Raw genomic sequence first — 13,810 nt, 5'->3', positions numbered from 1 at the left:
CTTGTTTCGGCGTATGCCAACGGCGCGGATCGATATTGAAGTGCTCTCACTTCTTTAACTCACAAGGATGTCTGTCATGAAAAGCCTGCAAGGGTTGCCTCGTCTTATCAGTGCCTCGGTCGGCGCGCCCGGTAAAGCTCGCAACTTGCCTGCCGATGTTCAGTGCATCCAGTATTTATTCAACCTGATCATCCCCAAAATGGGTTTCCCCCTGCCCGAAAACGGCAAATGCGACGGCCAGTTGGTGCAGTGCATCAGCCAGTACCAGTTCCGTCATCTCAAATATGCCCACCCCGATGGCGTCATCGACCCCACCGGGCGCACGTTCAACAGCTTGATCGAAGAGGCGGTGAAGGTGCCGGTGCAGGCCTTCCCGACCACGCGTATTCCGAGCTTTCTCAACGCGTTCGGCAATAACAATGCCGATGCGGTGCAGGCCACGGTCAATGTCTACCTCAACCAGGTGCGCGCGGTGATCGAGGCCGAACGGCGTAACCGGCAGCTGATGATGCAGGCCACCTGCGACGGCGGCACGACGCTGAGCGAAACGGACTTCCAGAACGCTGCCAAGCAGCTGGGCAATGGGATCTCGGTGAATGTCATCAAGGCATTCGCCACCGTGGAGTCGGGCGGGAAGGTGGGCTTCGGGCCGGCCAAGTTGCCGATCATCGCCTTCGAAGGCCATCAATTTCGCAAATACACCAAGCACATCTACGACCAGGCGCATCCGCTGCTGTCGTACATCTACAAGAAAAAAGCCGGCCCGCAGTGGCAGGCCAACAACAAGGATCAGGTCAAAGCCTGGGAAACCATGGCCACTGCGTTTGCGCTGGACCAGGAAGCAGCGTTGATGTCGGCCTCGTGGGGCATGTTCCAGATCATGGGGTTCAATTTTGCGTCGTGCGGGTTCAAGACGGTATTTGAGTTCGTGGCGTCAATGAAAGTGAATGCCGGCAATCAGCTCAAGGCCTACCTGGCCCTTTGCGGTAAAAATACCGCATTGATGAGTGCGATGAAAAACAAGGACTTTACCGCCATGGCCCGTAACTATAACGGTGAGGACTATGGCAACTACGACGTGCTGATGAAGCAGGCCTACGACGTACTGGAAGGGAAGAAATAAGATGATTCGTTTTCTGGCGGTAGGTGTGTTGTCGCTGTGCGCCGTGGTGCCGGCCCTGGCAGGCTCGGCCGCGTTGCATTCAGGTAAGTACGAAGGGCTGATGCTGGCGGTGACGCCGCAGCAGCAGGTCGAAGGGTTTTACTCGGAAAGCCTGGGCGAGGGCGTGACGCGGGGCTGCAGGTTTTTTCTGCAGGGCACGCCCGAGGCGCTGACCACCTGGCTCGATGTGGCGTATCCCGGCAGCGTGGCGGCAGCGTCCGACGGCGTGCGCCTGACCGTTGAGCAAGGCCGCCAGCATCCTGGTTGCATCAATGTGTTGATGCCAGAGATTGCGACGGGCCTGGAGTTGAGCCAGACCGCCAGGAAAAAATGGATCGGCCTGGTGACGGTGTCGGCCGACAAGGCTTACCTGTTGAAAGCCCCGGGTGCCAAAGCCGCCAAGCGATCCTACATCGTCAAGAATGATGTGGTGGGCGTGCTGGCCTTCAAGGACGGCTGGGCGCAGGTCGAGTTCATCAATGCCGATGACCGTTCGTTCACGGGCTGGATCAGCCAGGAGCAGTACGCACGCTTGGTGGCGCCGAAGATTTAAACCGGCGGGAGGCGACTTTATGAGCGTGCCGGATGCAATTTCCCCCCTGCTCCGCTAGCATTACCGGCTTCCGCTTCCCAGTTGCGACGGTTTTCGATGAGTTATCAGGTTCTTGCACGTAAATGGCGCCCGCGCTCGTTCCGCGAAATGGTCGGCCAGACCCATGTGCTCAAGGCTCTGATCAATGCCTTGGACAGCCAGCGGCTGCACCACGCCTACCTGTTCACCGGTACCCGCGGGGTGGGCAAGACCACCATTGCGCGCATCATCGCCAAATGCCTGAATTGTGAAACCGGTATCACATCGACCCCTTGCGGCACCTGTTCGGTGTGCCGCGAGATCGACGAAGGGCGTTTCGTCGACCTGATCGAGATCGACGCCGCCAGCCGCACCAAGGTCGAAGACACCCGCGAGCTGCTCGACAACGTGCAGTACGCGCCGAGCCGTGGCCGCTTCAAGGTCTACCTGATCGACGAAGTGCACATGCTGTCCAGCCATTCCTTCAACGCGCTGTTGAAAACCCTGGAAGAGCCGCCGCCCTACGTCAAATTCATCCTGGCCACCACCGACCCGCAGAAACTTCCTGCGACGATTTTGTCGCGGTGCCTGCAGTTCTCCCTGAAGAACATGACCCCTGAGCGGGTGGTCGAGCATTTGACCCACGTGCTGGGCGTCGAGAACGTACCGTTCGAAGACGACGCGCTGTGGCTGCTTGGCCGCGCTGCCGATGGCTCGATGCGTGATGCCATGAGCCTCACCGACCAGGCCATCGCCTTCGGAGAAGGCAAGGTCCTGGCCGCCGATGTGCGCGCCATGCTCGGCACGCTGGACCACGGCCAGGTGTTCGACGTGCTGCACGCGCTGATCGAGGGCGACGCCAAGGCGTTGCTCGAAGCCGTGCGCCACTTGTCCGAGCAAGGCCCGGACTGGAACGGCGTGCTCTCGGAAATCCTCAATGTGCTGCACCGCGTCGCGATCGCCCAGGCATTGCCTGAGGGTGTCGACAACGGCCATGGCGACCGCGACCGCGTGTTGGCGCTGGCCCAGGCGCTGCCGGCCGAAGATGTGCAGTTCTATTACCAGATGGGCCTGATCGGCCGCCGGGACCTGCCCCTGGCGCCGGACCCGCGCGGTGGCTTCGAGATGGTGCTGCTGCGGATGCTGGCCTTCCGGCCCGCTGACTCGGCGGATGCGCCGAGACAGCCGCTAAAGCCAGTGGGGATCAGCCAGGCCACAGTTGATTCCGCCAAACCAGTGGCTGGCGCGGCGGTGGTTGCGCCAGTGGTGGCTGCGCCCGCAGCGCCTGTGGTTGCCGCCCCGGTGGCCGCGCCTGAAGCGGTTATCGAGCCAGAACCGGAGCCGGAGCCGCAAGTCGCCCCGGTGGTCGATCTGCCCTGGAATGCCCCGGTTGAAGCGCCCGTCGAGCCCGAGCAACAGCCCGCCGTGGAGCCGGTGCTGGACACCACTGGTGAGCAGCCGGAATTGACGCCTATGCCCACGCCGACCCCGGACAGCGTGGTGCCGGATGCGCCGGAGTGGGTATCCGCGCCTGTGCCCGAGCCGACTGTCGCCCAGGTTGAGGCGGCCACCCCCGGCATCGACCTCGACGACGAACCGCCGCTGGACGAAGACTACATCGAGCCGGACATGGATTCGGCCTATAGCTACCTGGACGAACTTGCCAGCGAACACACCGCCGAGCCGGCCCCCGAGCCGGAGGTGGAGCCTGCCGCCGCCCCGGCCACCGGCCTGGCCCTGCAATGGCTGGAATTGTTTCCAAAATTGCCGATCTCCGGCATGACTGCCAGTATCGCCGCCAACTGCACGTTGATTACCATCGACGGCGACCACTGGCTGCTGCACCTGGACCCGGCCCACAGTGCCTTGTTCAATGCCACTCAGCAGCGCCGGCTCAACGACGCGCTCAACCAGTACCATGGGCGCACGCTGACCATCGCCATCGAGTTGATCAAGCCCGAGCAGGAAACCCCGGCCCAGGCTGCGACGCGCCGGCGCTTGAACCGCCAGCGCGACGCCGAGGCGTCGATCCAGGCTGACCCGCTTATCCAACAAATGATGCAACAGTTCGGTGCGGTCGTCCGTCACGATACTATTGAACCTGTCGAAGCCCCGGCGCCCCAGGCGTCATGAACCGGGCGACTAATTTGATCCACGTACTTTTGAGGTGATTCCCATGATGAAAGGTGGCATGGCCGGCCTGATGAAGCAGGCGCAGCAGATGCAGGAAAAGATGGCCAAGGTGCAGGAAGAACTGGCCAACGCCGAAGTCACCGGTAAAGCCGGTGGCGATATGGTCAGCGTGGTGATGACCGGTCGTCACGACATCAAGCGCGTCAGCATCGACCCCAGCCTGCTCGAGGGCGTCAGCGATGACGACCGCGAAGTGCTGGAAGACTTGTTCGCCGCTGCCGTCAACGACGCCGTGCGCAAGATCGAAGCCAACAGCCAGGAAAAAATGGGCGGCGTGACCGCTGGCATGCAACTGCCACCGGGTATGAAGCTGCCGTTCTGATTGACCGGCTTTGCGCTGCACCCGAATGCCAGGCCTCGTGCCTAGCATTTTTTGTATGTGCCTATTGGATCTGAACCCTGGCGCAACAATCAGGGTCTGCACCCTATACGCATGCATTCGCTAAGGAGCCCCTGATGCCTCAAGAACCGACGCTCAACCAACGCATCGTCCTGGTTTCACGCCCTCAAGGCGCGCCAACCCCGGAAAATTTCCGCCTCGAACGGGTAACCCTGCCAGAGCTGGAGGACGGTCAGGTACTGCTCAAGACACTCTACCTGTCCCTGGACCCCTACATGCGCGGCCGCATGAGCGACGCGCCGTCCTACGCCGCGCCGGTGGAAATCGACGAGGTGATGACCGGTGGCGCTGTCAGCCGCATCGAGCAATCACGCCATCCGAAATTTGAAGTCGGCGACCTGGTCGTGGGCTCCACCGGCTGGCAAAGCCACAGCATCAGCGATGGTCGCAACCTGATGCCGGTGCCCAACGGCTTGGCGAGCCCGTCGATGGCCCTGGGTGTGCTGGGCATGCCAGGCATGACTGCCTACATGGGCCTGATGGACATCGGCCAGCCCAAGGCCGGTGAAACCCTGGTCGTGGCGGCTGCCTCCGGTGCGGTGGGCTCGGTGGTGGGCCAGGTCGCCAAGCTCAAGGGCCTGCGCGTGGTGGGGGTGGCGGGTGGTGCCGAGAAATGCCGCTACGTGGTGGATGAGCTGGGTTTCGATGCCTGTATCGACCACAAGGGCGCGGATTTCGCCAACGAGCTGGCGCAGGCCTGTTCCAACGGCGTGGACATTTACTATGAAAATGTCGGTGGCAAGGTGTTCGATGCCGTGCTGCCGCTGCTCAACCCCAAGGCGCGGATTCCGCTCTGCGGGCTGATCGCCGGGTATAACGCCCATGAAGCACCAAGCGGCCCGGATCGCCTGCCGGCGCTGCAGCGCACCTTGCTGACCAAGCGTGTGCGCATCCAGGGCTTTATCGTGTTTGACGACTACGGTGATCGCCAACCCGAGTTCCTGAGCGCCATGGCGCCCTGGGTGCGCGATGGCAAGATCAAGTTCCGCGAAGACGTGGTCGACGGCCTGGAGCAGGCACCTGAAGCCTTTATCGGTTTGCTCGAGGGACGCAACTTCGGCAAGTTGGTGGTGCGCGTCGCACAGGATTGAGCATTTGACGCTAATCCGAGGCGCGGGTATAAACCGCGTCTCGTTGTTTTGTCGGACCCTTCGCCCATGAGCTTCAGCCCCCTGATTCGCCAACTGATCGACGCCCTGCGTACCTTGCCGGGCGTCGGCCAGAAAACCGCCCAGCGCATGGCGCTGCAACTGCTGGAGCGCGATCGCAGCGGCGGCACCCGTTTGGCCCAGGCCTTGAGCCAGGCCATGGAAGGCGTAGGCCACTGTCGCCAATGCCGCACCCTGACCGAAGAAGAACTCTGCCCGCAATGCGCCGACCCACGTCGCGACGACACGCTGCTGTGCGTAGTGGAAGGGCCGATGGATGTGTACGCGGTGGAGCAAACCGGTTACCGCGGGCGCTATTTCGTGCTCAAAGGCCATTTGTCGCCGCTCGATGGCCTGGGGCCGGAAGCCATCGGCATCCCGCAACTGGTGGCGCGGATTGAAGAGCAGGGCACCTTCAGCGAAATCATCCTGGCGACCAACCCGACGGTGGAGGGCGAAGCCACGGCGCATTACATCGCCCAATTGCTGAGCAACAAAGGGTTGATCACCTCGCGTATCGCCCATGGTGTGCCCCTGGGTGGCGAACTTGAACTGGTCGACGGCGGCACCTTGGCGCACTCCTTCGCAGGTCGTAAGCCGATCGCGCTCTAACGACCACTGCAAATACCCAATGTGGGAGGGGGCTTGCTCCCGATAGCGGTGTATCAGCCAATGAATCTGTTGACTGACACATAGCCATCGGGAGCAAGCCCCCTCCCACAGTTTGGATTTGTGAACACAGTCAAAAGTGCGGGAGGGGGCTTGCCCTAATGCCAGTCAGTTAAGGCTTTTTGTAGGAGCGAGGCGGGCGGCTAGCCCTTGCTCGCGAAAAACTCACAGGCACCGCGTTTATTCAGGAAGCGGGCGTTATCGTTGACGTTTTTCGCGAGCAAGCTCGCTCCTACAGACGGTGGTGTACGCTTAACTGACTGGCATTAGGGCTTGCCCCCGATAGCCATAGGTATCTACACAACTTTGTAGCAGCCTACGGTAACCACGATGCGAAGCGAGCCGCTCTTGATCTTGCTTTTGATCTAGGCGCCCCGTTAAACCACGCTGGCCGGAATTCGATAGTGATTTGGGGGGTAAACCGGCAGGGATGCCGGTTTAGCCGCCCCGCGCCATGGATGGCGCGTGGCGGCGGCCCCCCAAATCAATGTCGGATTACGGGCACACCGAGCCTGGGCGAGGTGCCGAGTGGTGGGGCAAGAGCGTTTTGCTTACTTTTGCGCTTTTCAAAAGTGAGACGCCGTAAGGGCGGAACCCTAAGCCGCCGTTACCGCAGCAACGGATATGTACTCGCCCTGATCCAGCATCCTGGTCGGCTGTCAGGCCGCCATCGGGGGCAAGTCGAATCGTCGCACCGCCCCTCCCACATTTTGGTCGCGGGGCATCAGTTAGAGAGGCTTCGGCTCCTGGGCCGCCACAGGTTCAGGGCTACGCCAAAGTTGTGTAGATACCCATGCCCCGATGGGGCCAGTCAGGGCGCTGCTTATCGCTCGGTTAGGGCAAACTGCGTCAGGCAAAACGTCGGGATGCCCATGTCTTCCAAGCGCTGCGACCCACCCAGCTCCGGCAAATCGATGATCGCCGCCGCTTCAAAGATTTTTGCGCCCATGCGCCGCACCAGATTCGCCGCAGCAATCAGGGTGCCGCCCGTGGCGATCAAGTCATCGAACATCAGCACCGAGTCACCTTCGCACAGGCTGTCGGCGTGCACTTCAAGGAAGGCTTCGCCATATTCGGTCTGGTAACCCTCGGCCAGGACGTCGGCCGGCAGCTTGCCTTGCTTGCGGAACAGGATCAGTGGCTTGTTGAGCTGGTAGGCGATGATCGAGCCGATCAGGAAACCGCGCGCATCCATCGCGCCGATATGGCTGAAATCGGCTTCGACATAGCGTTGGGCAAAGCTGTCGGCGACCAGGCGCAGGGCACGGGGTGATTGGAACAATGGCGTGATGTCACGGAAGATTACCCCAGGCTTGGGGAAGTCGATGACGGGGCGGATCAGGGATTTGATGTCGAACGAATCGAAGGTCATCGTCGAAGAGTCCTGGGCGGAAAACGGACTCGAAGTATACCTGCGGCCTCGCGGGTTCGCTTGGCCGCAGACCCTGGATCACATTTCCAGGGAACCGCCGGCCAGTGCGCACAGCTGGATGGGGTCGAGGATATGCACTTCCTTGCCCTCGGCGGCAATCAGCGCATTTTGCTGGAAGCGGGTAAACACGCGGGACACGGTTTCCACCGCGAGGCCCAGGTAATTGCCGATTTCATTGCGCGACATGCTCAGGCGGAACTGGTTGGCGGAAAACCCACGGGCGCGGAAACGCGCCGACAGGTTGACCAGGAACGTCGCGATGCGCTCGTCGGCGGTTTTTTTCGACAACAGCAGCATCATCTGTTGATCGTCACGAATCTCGCGGCTCATCACGCGCATTAACTGACGGCGCAGTTGCGGCAGCTGCAAGGCCAATTCATCCAGGCGCTCGAAGGGGATTTCACACACCGACGTAGTCTCCAACGCCTGGGCCGACACCGGATGAATCTCGGTGTCCATCCCCGACAGCCCGACCAGTTCGCTGGGCAAGTGGAAACCGGTGATTTGCTCTTCGCCACCGTCGCTGAGGCTGAACGTCTTCAACGCCCCTGAGCGTACTGCGTAGACCGAGTCGAACTTGTCGCCCTGGCGAAACAGAAACTCGCCTTTTTTCAGTGGGCGGCCGCGTTTAACGATGTCGTCCAGCGCATCCATGTCTTCCAGATTCAATGAAAGTGGCAGGCAGAGGGGGGCCAGGCTGCAATCCTTGCAGTGGGCCTGGCCGTGAGCGCGCTGTTTGACTGGCTCGGACATTTCTTAAATCCTTGTGGGAAAACACACATAAGACGTAAGGGTAACGCACTGGAGGGCAACGAGGCCAGCGCCAACGAGAAACCGCCGGCGGTCTAAAGATTCTGCGCGTGAGGTCGATACAGGGGCACATCCATTAGACGGAACTCGGATCATGTCTGTTATCAGTGCCTACAACCCTGCTGTGCGCGTCCCGTTTGTGCCTGATGCAAAGGCGGCGAGCGAGGCCGACGAAAAGGTACCGGCGATTGAAGAAAAAACCACGCCAACCAAAGTGGTTGAAGGTGTGACCGTGACTATTTCCGCTGCTGCCTTCCAGGCTGCAGGCGCGGCCAAGAGCAGCAATTCGGACATCGATGACAGCGGCCTGGACGACAACGTCAAGCAGGTACTGAAAATGATCCGCCAGTTGAAGCAACAGATTGCCGAAAAACAAGCCGAGCTGGCGGCGGTAGCCGCCGCCAATAACCTTTCCCCTGAGGAGGCTCGCGCCCGTACCAGCGCGCTGCAGAGCGAGATCAGTTCGCTGCAGGCGGGCCTGATGTCCGCTCAGACATCGCTGGCCAAGTCGATGAAGGGCATGAGTGCCGAAGACTCGATGAAAGCCGCCTCGCTGTCGATGTAATCAGATCACCCGCGAGAACCGCTGCCGGTTCTGGTGCTCGAGGTATGCATCGAACACCATGCACACCGAGCGCACCAGCAGGCGCCCGGCCGGCAGCACGCGGATGCCCCGGGCATCCAGCTCGATCAAGCCGTCTGCGGCCATTATCTGTAACTGCGGCCACAGCTCAGCGAAATAGCCGCGAAAATCGATATTGAACCTCTGCTCGATGCCCGCGAATTCCAGGCTGAAATGGCAGATCAACTGCTGGATCACGTCCCGCCGCAGACGGTCGTCGGTGGTACAGATCAGGCCGCGACTGGTGGCCAGTTGCGCACCGGCCAAGGCGTTCTGGTACTGGTTGAGGTCGCTGCTGTTCTGGCAATACAGGTCGCCGATCTGGCTGATCGCTGAAACCCCCAGTCCAATCAAATCGCAATGCCCGTGGGTGGTGTAGCCCTGGAAATTGCGTTGCAGCGTGCCTTCTTCCTGGGCGATGGCCAGTTCGTCATCCGGCAGCGCAAAGTGATCCATGCCGATGTAGCGATAACCCGCCTGGGTCAACTGCTCGATGGTGGTTTGCAGCATCAGTAATTTTTCTGCCGGCGAGGGCAGGTCTTCGGTATGGATCCGCCGCTGCGGCATGAAGCGTTCCGGCAAATGCGCGTAGTTGAACACCGACAGACGATCCGGTTGCAGGCCGATGACTTCCTCCACGGTGCGCGCAAAATTGAGTGGCGACTGCTTGGGCAGGCCGTAGATCAGGTCGATATTGATCGAGCGAAATTGCAGGGTACGCGCCGCGTCGATCACCGCGCGGGTTTCTTCCAGGCTCTGCAGGCGATTGACCGCCCGTTGCACCTCGGGGTCGAGGTCTTGCAGGCCGACGCTGACGCGGTTGAAGCCCAGTTCACGGAGCAGGCCCATGGTTGCCCAATCGGCTTCGCGAGGGTCGATTTCGATGCCGTAGTCGCCCGAATCGTCCTCCAGCAGATTGAAGTGCTGGCGCAGGTGGGTCATCACCTGGCGCAGCTCGTCATGGCTGAGAAAGGTCGGCGTGCCGCCCCCCAGATGCAGTTGCTCCACCGGCTGTTTCGGGTCGAGGTGGCAGGCCACCTGCTGGATCTCTTGCATCAGGCGTTGCAGGTAGGCCTGGGCGCGACCACGGTCCTTGGTGATCACCTTGTTGCAGGCGCAGTAGTAGCAAATGTTGGCGCAGAACGGCACGTGCACATACAGCGATAACGGCCGTATGGCCTTGCGACTGTCGCGCAGCGCATGGAGCAGGTCGAAGGAGCCGACCTGGCTGTCGAATTGTACGGCGGTGGGGTAGGACGTGTAGCGCGGCCCCGCCAAGTCGTAGCGGTGAATCAGATCTGTGTCCCAACGAATGGCGTCGAGCATGCGCGCGGTCCCCCGGATTGGCTAGTCGGCCGAGTCTAGGGGCAGGGTGGGGAGGGCATGTTGATTTGCATCAACGGGGAGCGGCGCTATGCCACAGGCGTGTGTCAGTGCCCCATCAGCCAGTGCTGGTGTGGCCCAGGCAAGGTCCAGAGGCCGAACAACACCACCAGCACACCACCGGCCATGCGCACGCTGCGCTTGCGCAATAGCGCGGTGACACGTTCGGCGGCCAGCCCGGTCGCCAGCAACACCGGCCAGGTGCCCAGGCCGAACGCCAGCATCAGCAACGCGCTGTCCAGCGCATTCCCCTGGCTCGCGGCCCACAGCAGGGTGCTGTAGACCAACCCGCACGGCAACCAGCCCCACAGCGCGCCCAGCAGTAATGCGCGAGGCAGGCTTGAGACCGGCAGCAAGCGGTTGGCAACTGGCTGGATATGCCGCCACAGGCCGCGACCGAGGCGTTCGATGCGGGTCAGGCCGCTCCACCAGCCGGCCAGGTACAGGCCCATACTGATCAGCAGCAACCCTGCGAGCACGCGCAGGAACATTGCCCCCGGGCTGTTGGCCACGGCCCAGCCGGCAAGGCCGATCAGCAACCCCGCCGCGGCATAACTGAGGATGCGCCCCAGGTTGTACGCCAGCAGCAGGCGAAACCTTCGGCTGCGCTGCTCCGGGGGGATGGCCAGGGTCAGCGCGCCCATCAAGCCGCCGCACATGCCCAGGCAATGGCCTCCGCCGAGCAGGCCGAGGATCAGCGCAGAAACCAGCAAAGGCGCCAGCTCAAGCATGGGGCGGCTCTTTGGGCGGCTGCTCGGTGCGGTTGGCTTCGTCGACGGCGGCCAGGTGATTCGGGTCCTGGTCGTCGAACAGCACGCTGTGGGCCGGGCCGTCGAGGTCTTCGTACTGGCCGCTGTCCACCGCCCAGAAAAAGATGTAGATGGCCACGCCCACTAACAGCAGCGCCGCCGGAATCATCACGTATAGAGCTGGCATCTGCACTCCATGCCCGCGCGGCTCAAGCCGGCAGCGGGCGGTTTATCAAAGGGGCACTGGCGGCCGGCGCGCTGGGCAGGCGAGTCAGGCGCAGGGCATTGAGCACCACCGTCAATGAGCTGAGGGACATGCCGATGGCCGCCCAGATGGGGGTGATCCACCCCAGGGCCGCGAACGGCAGCATCAGGCCATTGTACAACCCGGCCCACAGCAGGTTTTCGATGATCACCCGGCGCGTGCGTCGCGCCAAGGTAAAAGCCTGCACCAACGCCTCCAGGCGGTTGGACAACAGCACCGCGTCGGCGCTGGTTTTGGCCAGGTCCGTGGCCGAGCCCATCGCCACGCTGATATCCGCAGCGGCCAGTACCGGCACATCGTTGACACCGTCGCCGAGCATCAGCACCTTGCGCCCTTCCCGGTGCAGGCGTTGCAGCACTTGCAGCTTGTCGTCGGGGCGCAGGCCGCCGTGGGCTTCATCGATGCCCAGCTCAGACGCGACACTGGCGACCATCGGCGAGCTGTCCCCCGACAGCAGCAACGTGCGCCAGCCGCGCGCCTTGCACGCGGCAAGCAGGGCTGGCGCATCGCTGCGCAGGCGGTCGTCGAGCACGAACCAGGCGAGCGCGCCGCGCTGATCCCCCAACAGCAGCCATTGTCCGGCTTCGTCTGGTGAGGTTGGGATGGGGGCGCCACTGAGTTCACAGACAAAAGCGGCTTGGCCGATGCGCATCAGGCGTTCGCCCACGCGGCCTTCCAGGCCCAGGCCGGGGCTGCTCAAGACCTCATCGGCAGCCAGGGGGGCACGGCCAAAGGCGCGGGCAATCGGGTGTTCGGAGCGGTTTTCCAGCGCGGCGGCGAGGCCCAGGCACTGCTCGCTGTCCAGTTCGCCCAGGGGCCGGATGGCTCTTAACGCGAGGCGCCCTTCGGTGAGCGTGCCGGTCTTGTCGAAAATCACCGTGTCGATCTGGTTGAGCCCTTCCAGCACATGGCCACGGGTCAGCAGCAAGCCAAGGGTGTGCAGCGTGCCGGTGGCGGCGGTGAGGGCGGTGGGGGTGGCCAGGGACAACGCGCACGGGCAGGTCGCGACCAGCATGGCCAATACAATCCAGAACGCCCTGGAGGCATCGAGCTCCCACCACACCAGGCCGATTACCGCAGCCGCCAGCAGGGAGCCCAGCAGAAACCACTGTGCGGCGCGGTCGGCGATTTGCGCCAGGTGCGGTTTTTCGGCCTGGGCACGCTCCAGCAGGCGCACGATGGCAGACAGGCGTGTGTCGTGGCCCAAGGCGCGCACCTGCACGGTCAGCGCGCCTTCGACGTTGAGCGTGCCGGCGGTAACGGCATCGCCGACCTGGCGGGGCTGCGGCAGGTATTCGCCGGTAAGCAGGGATTCGTCGACGCTGGATTGGCCTTCGAGAATCACGCCATCCGCTGGCAGCACCGCGCCAGGGTGGACCAGCACCCGATCGTCCAAGGTCAGTTCGCCGAGCAGGATGCGTTCGCTCTGCCCGTCTGCGGTCAGGCGCAGGCACGAGGCGGGCAGCAGGTTGACCAACTGCGCGGTGGCGGCAGCGGTGCGTTCGCGGGCACGTCGCTCCAGGTAGCGGCCGGCCAGCAGGAACAGCGCGAACATGCCGACCGCATCGAAGTACAACTCGCCCACACCGGTGATCGCGGTCCAGATGCCCGCCAGATAAGCCCCGCCAATGGCCAGGGACACCGACACGTCCATGGTCAGGTGGCGCGTGCGCAGGTCGCGCAGCGCCCCTTTGAAAAACGGCGCACAGCTGTAGAACACGATGGGGGTCGTCAGAAACATCGCGACCCAGCGCAGGATGACATGCAACTCGGGGCTGAGGTCGATATTGAATTCAGGCCAGGTGGCCATGGTCGCCATCATGGCCTGGAACCACAGTAACCCGGCAACGCCCAGTTGGCGCAGGGCCAGGCGATTCTCGCCGGCCAGTTGTTCGGCGGCACGGTCCGCTTGGTAGGGATGGGCGGCATAGCCGATATGGCGCAGCTCACTGAGCACCTGGCTCAACGGTAACTGCCCGTCGGCCCAGCGCACGTGCAGGCGGTGGTTGGACAGGTTCAGCCGCGCTTCGGCCACGGCGGGCAGGCTGCGAAGGTGTTTCTCGATCAACCAGCCACACGCCGCGCAGCTGATGCCTTCCATGAGCAGGGTGGCTTCGGCGAATTCGCCGGTGTGGCGTACGAAAGGCTTTTGCACATCGGCGCGATCGTACAGCGCCAGTTCATCGACCAGTTGCACCGGCAGCGCTTCGGGGTTGGCCGAGGCTTCGCTGCGGTGCCGGTAATAGCTTTCCAGCCCGCCTGCCACAATCGCCTCCGCCACCGCCTGGCAACCCGGGCAACAGAGCTCGCGGCGCTCGCCGAGGATTTGTGTGGTGAACCGGCTGCCGGAGGGGACGGGCAGGGCGCAGTGGTAGCAGGGGGTGATCATGGTTCGGGATCTCAGAT

13 protein-coding genes are annotated in these 13,810 nt (G+C 62.6%); 7 read left to right on the top strand and 6 right to left on the bottom strand.

Going from position 1 to position 13,810, the window contains the following annotated elements; all coding sequences use genetic code 11:
- Positions 1–76: 76 nt before the first annotated feature.
- From C4J86_RS18985 to recR, 6 genes are all read left to right on the top strand, one after another.
- Positions 77–1,123 carry an N-acetylmuramidase family protein gene (locus C4J86_RS18985; RefSeq protein WP_124371499.1) on the top strand — a complete coding sequence of 349 codons (1,047 nt, stop codon included), beginning with the start codon at positions 77–79 and terminating at the stop codon, positions 1,121–1,123.
- 1 nt (position 1,124) lies between these two features.
- A complete protein-coding gene (locus C4J86_RS18980) occupies positions 1,125–1,715 on the top strand; it encodes a hypothetical protein (RefSeq protein ID WP_124371498.1) in 591 nt (196 codons plus the stop codon).
- A 96-nt stretch (positions 1,716–1,811) separates the two neighbouring features.
- Positions 1,812–3,866: a DNA polymerase III subunit gamma/tau gene (gene dnaX, locus C4J86_RS18975; RefSeq protein WP_124371497.1), complete on the top strand. Its 2,055-nt coding sequence runs from the start codon at positions 1,812–1,814 to the stop codon at positions 3,864–3,866.
- 43 nt (positions 3,867–3,909) lie between these two features.
- Entirely contained in the window at positions 3,910–4,248 is a 339-nt protein-coding gene (locus C4J86_RS18970) for a YbaB/EbfC family nucleoid-associated protein (RefSeq protein WP_124371496.1), read from the top strand.
- Between the two features lie 134 nt (positions 4,249–4,382).
- Complete coding sequence (locus C4J86_RS18965; RefSeq protein WP_124371495.1) at positions 4,383–5,417, top strand: NADP-dependent oxidoreductase; 1,035 nt, start codon at positions 4,383–4,385, stop codon at positions 5,415–5,417.
- A 66-nt stretch (positions 5,418–5,483) separates the two neighbouring features.
- Positions 5,484–6,086: a recombination mediator RecR gene (gene recR, locus C4J86_RS18960; RefSeq protein WP_124363897.1), complete on the top strand. Its 603-nt coding sequence runs from the start codon at positions 5,484–5,486 to the stop codon at positions 6,084–6,086.
- An 880-nt stretch (positions 6,087–6,966) separates the two neighbouring features.
- Here recR and C4J86_RS18955 read toward each other — a convergent pair.
- Together C4J86_RS18955 and fnr are read right to left on the bottom strand one after the other, a co-directional pair.
- The gene (locus tag C4J86_RS18955; protein WP_124363896.1) at positions 6,967–7,515 is read right to left on the bottom strand and encodes an adenine phosphoribosyltransferase; all 549 of its coding nucleotides are present in this window, start codon (positions 7,513–7,515) and stop codon (positions 6,967–6,969) included.
- A 78-nt stretch (positions 7,516–7,593) separates the two neighbouring features.
- On the bottom strand, positions 7,594–8,328 hold the full coding sequence (gene fnr / locus C4J86_RS18950; protein WP_124363895.1) for a fumarate/nitrate reduction transcriptional regulator Fnr: 735 nt from the start codon (positions 8,326–8,328) through the stop codon (positions 7,594–7,596).
- A gap of 151 nt (positions 8,329–8,479) precedes the next feature.
- Here fnr and C4J86_RS18945 point away from each other — a divergent pair, with 151 nt between their 5' ends.
- Positions 8,480–8,950 carry a hypothetical protein gene (locus C4J86_RS18945; RefSeq protein ID WP_124371494.1) on the top strand — a complete coding sequence of 157 codons (471 nt, stop codon included), beginning with the start codon at positions 8,480–8,482 and terminating at the stop codon, positions 8,948–8,950.
- Here the strand turns inward: C4J86_RS18945 and hemN are convergent, their stop codons facing one another.
- From hemN to C4J86_RS18925, 4 genes are all read right to left on the bottom strand, one after another.
- Positions 8,951–10,333, bottom strand: coding sequence for an oxygen-independent coproporphyrinogen III oxidase (gene hemN / locus C4J86_RS18940; RefSeq protein WP_124371493.1), 1,383 nt, complete (start codon positions 10,331–10,333; stop codon positions 8,951–8,953).
- A 104-nt stretch (positions 10,334–10,437) separates the two neighbouring features.
- A complete protein-coding gene (locus C4J86_RS18935; RefSeq protein WP_124371492.1) occupies positions 10,438–11,121 on the bottom strand; it encodes a sulfite exporter TauE/SafE family protein in 684 nt (227 codons plus the stop codon).
- Positions 11,114–11,326 (bottom strand): cbb3-type cytochrome oxidase assembly protein CcoS, encoded by a 213-nt coding sequence (gene ccoS, locus C4J86_RS18930; protein ID WP_124367928.1) that lies wholly within the window; start codon positions 11,324–11,326, stop codon positions 11,114–11,116. Before ccoS ends, C4J86_RS18935 begins: the two co-directional genes overlap by 8 nt.
- 22 nt (positions 11,327–11,348) lie before the next feature.
- Entirely contained in the window at positions 11,349–13,793 is a 2,445-nt protein-coding gene (locus tag C4J86_RS18925; RefSeq protein ID WP_124371491.1) for a heavy metal translocating P-type ATPase, read from the bottom strand.
- Positions 13,794–13,810 lie beyond the last annotated feature (17 nt).

It is taken from the genome of Pseudomonas sp. R2-7-07, from assembly GCF_003852355.1.
Taxonomy (GTDB): Bacteria; Pseudomonadota; Gammaproteobacteria; order Pseudomonadales; family Pseudomonadaceae; genus Aquipseudomonas.
This window is presented reverse-complemented; position numbering and strand designations above follow the sequence as displayed.

Coding starts and splice junctions, on each gene's coding strand:
- C4J86_RS18985 (WP_124371499.1), top strand. CDS start 77: ATGAAAAGCCTGCAAGGGTTGCCTCGTCTTATCAGTGCCTCGGTCGGC.
- C4J86_RS18980 (WP_124371498.1), top strand. CDS start 1,125: ATGATTCGTTTTCTGGCGGTAGGTGTGTTGTCGCTGTGCGCCGTGGTG.
- dnaX (WP_124371497.1), top strand. CDS start 1,812: ATGAGTTATCAGGTTCTTGCACGTAAATGGCGCCCGCGCTCGTTCCGC.
- C4J86_RS18970 (WP_124371496.1), top strand. CDS start 3,910: ATGATGAAAGGTGGCATGGCCGGCCTGATGAAGCAGGCGCAGCAGATG.
- C4J86_RS18965 (WP_124371495.1), top strand. CDS start 4,383: ATGCCTCAAGAACCGACGCTCAACCAACGCATCGTCCTGGTTTCACGC.
- recR (WP_124363897.1), top strand. CDS start 5,484: ATGAGCTTCAGCCCCCTGATTCGCCAACTGATCGACGCCCTGCGTACC.
- C4J86_RS18955 (WP_124363896.1), bottom strand. CDS start 7,515: ATGACCTTCGATTCGTTCGACATCAAATCCCTGATCCGCCCCGTCATC.
- fnr (WP_124363895.1), bottom strand. CDS start 8,328: ATGTCCGAGCCAGTCAAACAGCGCGCTCACGGCCAGGCCCACTGCAAG.
- C4J86_RS18945 (WP_124371494.1), top strand. CDS start 8,480: ATGTCTGTTATCAGTGCCTACAACCCTGCTGTGCGCGTCCCGTTTGTG.
- hemN (WP_124371493.1), bottom strand. CDS start 10,333: ATGCTCGACGCCATTCGTTGGGACACAGATCTGATTCACCGCTACGAC.
- C4J86_RS18935 (WP_124371492.1), bottom strand. CDS start 11,121: ATGCTTGAGCTGGCGCCTTTGCTGGTTTCTGCGCTGATCCTCGGCCTG.
- ccoS (WP_124367928.1), bottom strand. CDS start 11,326: ATGCCAGCTCTATACGTGATGATTCCGGCGGCGCTGCTGTTAGTGGGC.
- C4J86_RS18925 (WP_124371491.1), bottom strand. CDS start 13,793: ATGATCACCCCCTGCTACCACTGCGCCCTGCCCGTCCCCTCCGGCAGC.